Origin of the sequence: Streptomyces sp. SID3212 (assembly GCF_009865405.1) — a bacterium.
In the GTDB taxonomy this organism is placed as follows: Bacteria; Actinomycetota; Actinomycetes; order Streptomycetales; family Streptomycetaceae; genus Streptomyces.
This window is the reverse complement of the sequence record NZ_WWJY01000698.1, coordinates 1-3645: the sequence shown is the minus strand read 5'-3', so window position 1 is coordinate 3645 and position 3645 is coordinate 1. Positions and strand designations below refer to the sequence as shown.

The following is a 3645-nucleotide window of genomic DNA, read 5'->3' as shown; positions in this document are numbered from 1 at the left end:
GGAACATCCCGACCGGCTCGCCCTCCAGGTCGTCGGCGGCGGCTCGGTCACGTACCGGCAGTGGCGGGACCAGGCGCTCAGGGCCGCCGCGGGCCTGGCGGAGGCGGGAGTACGGCCGGGGGCGCGGGTCGCCCTGCGCTTCCGTAACGACGCGTGGGAACGGTTCGCCGTCGCGTTCCTCGCGGTGCAGTACGCGGGCGGGGTGCCGGTGCCCGTACGGGAGGACCTCGCGGAGCCGGAGGCGGCGCGGCTCGCGGCGCTGGCCGAGGCGGGGACGGTGGTGCGTGACGCGGGAGCCGGGCAGGGAGCGTCGTCGCCCGCTCCCGCCGTGCTGCCCGGCACGGTGGACCTCGTCCTGTCAGATCTGCTGACGAAGCATCAGGAGGTGCCGCCTGAACCCCCGTATCGTGTAGGGCCGTTGGACGAGGCTCAGGTGATCGGCACGTCAGGCACCACCGGTGCGCCCAAGGGTGTGTTCGCCGCGCACGGCAATCTGACGGCGGGGCTGACCCTCAACCCGCGCCCCCGGCCGTACGCGCACTCCCGGCACGCGCTGTACGCGTTCCCCCTCGGCACGAACGCCGGGCAGGTGATGCTGCTGAACGCCCTCACGGGCGCCCCGGCCACCGTGATCCTCCCCCGCTTCGACGCGGACGAATTCGGCCGTACGGTCGAGGAGTTCGGGGTCGGCACGGTGTTCCTCGTGCCGTCGATGGCCGTGGAGCTGCTGAACGCGGGCACGGCGCGGACGTACGACCTGTCCAGTGTGCTGCTGGTCAGTTCGTCGGCCGCCGCGCTGCCGGGTCCCGTCGCCACCGCCCTGGCGGCGGCGCTGCCCGGGGCCACCCTGGTCAACACGTACACCTCGGCGGAGGCCGCTCCCGCGCAGATCTCCGCGATCGTGGACGCCCGGCACCCCGGGTCGGTGGGCCGTCCGGCCGACCCCGCCGACCTGCGGATCCTCGACGCGGAGGGGCGGGAGCTGGGGGTGGGCGAGGTGGGCGAGGTGTGGCTGCGGCAGCCGGGGCCGCCGCGCGGCTATCTCGGCGGGGGTTCCGGTGCGGGTCCCGGTGCAGGTGCCGGTCCCGGTGCGGGTGCGGGTGCCGGTGCGGGTACGGGTCCCGGTGCGGGTACGGGTCCCGGTGCGGGTACGGGTGCCGGTATGGGTCCCGATGCCGGTGCTGCGGACGGCGCGCGGGTGTTCCGTGACGGGTGGGTGCGGATGGGGGACCTGGGGCGGGTGGACGACGGGGGCCGGCTGTACCTGGTCGACCGGGAGAGCGATGTCATCAAGTCCGGTGCGCTGAAGGTCTCGACGCTGCGGATCGAAGAGGTCCTGCACGCACACCCGCACGTGGCCGACGCGGCGGCGCTCGGGCTGCCGCACGCGGTGATGGGCGCGGTGCCGGTGGCCGTGGTCGTCCCGGGCCCGGACGGCCTGGACCTCGACGAACTGCGGCTCTTCCTGAGCGCGCGGCTGAGCCGGCCCGAACTCCCCCTCCGTGTGCTGCTCGTGGACCGGCTGCCGAAGAACCCGACCGGCAAGGTGGTCAAGCACCTGCTGCGACCGCTGTTCGACGCGCCGGCGGAGGGAGCGGCGGCGGTCGCGCCCTCCTCCCCCACCGAGCTTCGGCTGGCGGCGATCTGGCGGAGGCTGCTGGGCCGGGTGGTGGCGGACGTGTCGGCGGAGTTCTTCGCGCTCGGCGGGGACTCGTTCCGGGCGGTGCAGTTGGCGGCGGCGCTGGAGGCGGAGTTCGGGGTACGGGCGGGAACCGCGCTGATCTTCGAACGCCCTTCGCTGCGGGCGCAGGCGGCGTGGCTGGAGGCGCGGGAGGGCGAGCGCGGGGCGGCCACGGCCGGTGTCACCGACTCGGCCGCCGACACGGCCCCGGCCACGGTGACGCCGTACCTCACCCGCCTCCGCGCCCAGGCGCACGCCGTCCCGCTCACCTCCCAGCAGGAGAACTTCTTCCGCTGGATGGCGGAGGCGCCGGGCCGGGACGCGGGCGCGGTCACCGCGCTGTTCCGGGTCACGGACCGGCTGGAGCCGGAGACCCTGGGGCGGGCGCTGACCGAGGCCGTACGGAGGCATCCCGCGCTGCGGACCCGCTTCGAGCCGGTGGCGGGGGAGCCCGGGGTGGTACGGGTCGTGCTGGACGAGGAGCCCGCCGTACGGATCACCCTGCGCGAGGCGCCCGGCGCGAGCGACGCCGAGGTGGACGAGCTGCTGCTCGCCGAGCGCGACCGGCTGACAGATCTGGCGCGTGACCCGATGGCGCGGCTGCTGGTGGTGACGCGGGGGCCCGAGGACCATGTGGTGCTGCTGGCGGTGCATCACATGGTGTGCGACGGCTGGTCGGTGGGGGTGCTGCTGTCGGATCTGGGCGTGCTCTACTCGGCGCTGCGGCGCGGGCGGACGGCGCCGCCGGTGCGGTCGGGGCCCGGCTACGAGGAGTTGGTGGCGTGGTCCAACGCGCACTGGCCGGAGTCGCGGCGGCACTTCGAGGGCGCGCTCGCGGGCGCGCCGGCCGCGGTGGAGGTCTTCCCGGGGCGCCGGGAGGTGGCGGAAGTCCTCACCAAGGCCTACCGGTTCGACCTGCCGGCGGAGCGGGCGGAGGCCCTGCGGGCGCGGGCGGGCGAACTGGGGGCGACGCCGTTCCTGGCGGTGACGGCGGCGTGGACGGGGTTGCTGGCGGCGCGGAGCGGGCAGAGCGAACTGGTCCTGATGACGCCGGTCCCCGGGCGGCCTCGCCCGGACGCGGAGCACGTGGTCGGCTGCTTCGTACAGTCGTTGCTGCTTCGGGTGGACGCGTCGGGGAGCCCCGGTTTCGCGGAGCTGCTGGACCGGTTGCGGGTCACCGCGACGGAGGCGCTGGACCACCAGCTGTACCCGTTCGCGGAGTTCAGCCCGGCGGCGCCGTTCGCGGCGTGGCTCCGGTACGAGGCGTGGACCGCGCCCCCGCAGCTCCCGGGCGTGCGGTGCGCGCCCTGGGACCTGCCACGGGGCACGACGGTGCCGTGGCCCTTGCCGGGCGGGGATCGGGGGGTGCCCGAGCTGACGGTGGTGGAGCAGCCGGACGGGGGGCTGCGGTGCTGGCTCCAGTACAACGCGCGGGCGTTCGAGGAGCGGGGGATCGTGGGCCTGGCGGAGGAGTTTGTGCGGTCGCTGGGGGAGGCGTGTGGTGCCCCTCGGCCGAAGGCCGCTGACGCGGTGTCGTCCTCAATCGCCGGACGGGCTTGATCGGCGACGGGGTGCGGCCGGCTCGACGGCACCAGCAAAACCGCCGCTGACGCGGCGTTGTCCTCAAGCGCCGGACGGGCTTGATGTGTCCCCGGCGCCGGACGAGCAGATCAGCCCGATCCGATGTCCCAGAACATCCCCGAGCACACCGCCCACTTCAGCCCGTCCGGCGCTTGAGGACACCCACCCACCGACCCACGCACACCCCCCAACACCAACCGGCCACATCCAGCCCGTCCGGCGCCTGAGGACACCCCCCGTACGATCCGCGCACACCCCCAACGCCAGGCCAGGCACCTCAAGCCCGTCCGGCGATTGAGGACATCCCCCCACCGGCCCGCGCACATCCCCCAACGCCAACCGGCGACATCCAGCCCGTCCGGCGCTTGAGGACACCCACCCAC

The 3645-nt window shown here is 74.9% G+C and carries 1 protein-coding gene; it reads left to right on the top strand.

The window, feature by feature from the left end; all coding sequences use genetic code 11:
• The coding region (locus GT042_RS21080) for an AMP-binding protein (RefSeq protein WP_161310286.1) at nt 1-3241 on the top strand (3241 nt) is incomplete at its 5' end.
• Between the last annotated feature and the right edge of the window lie 404 nt (nt 3242-3645).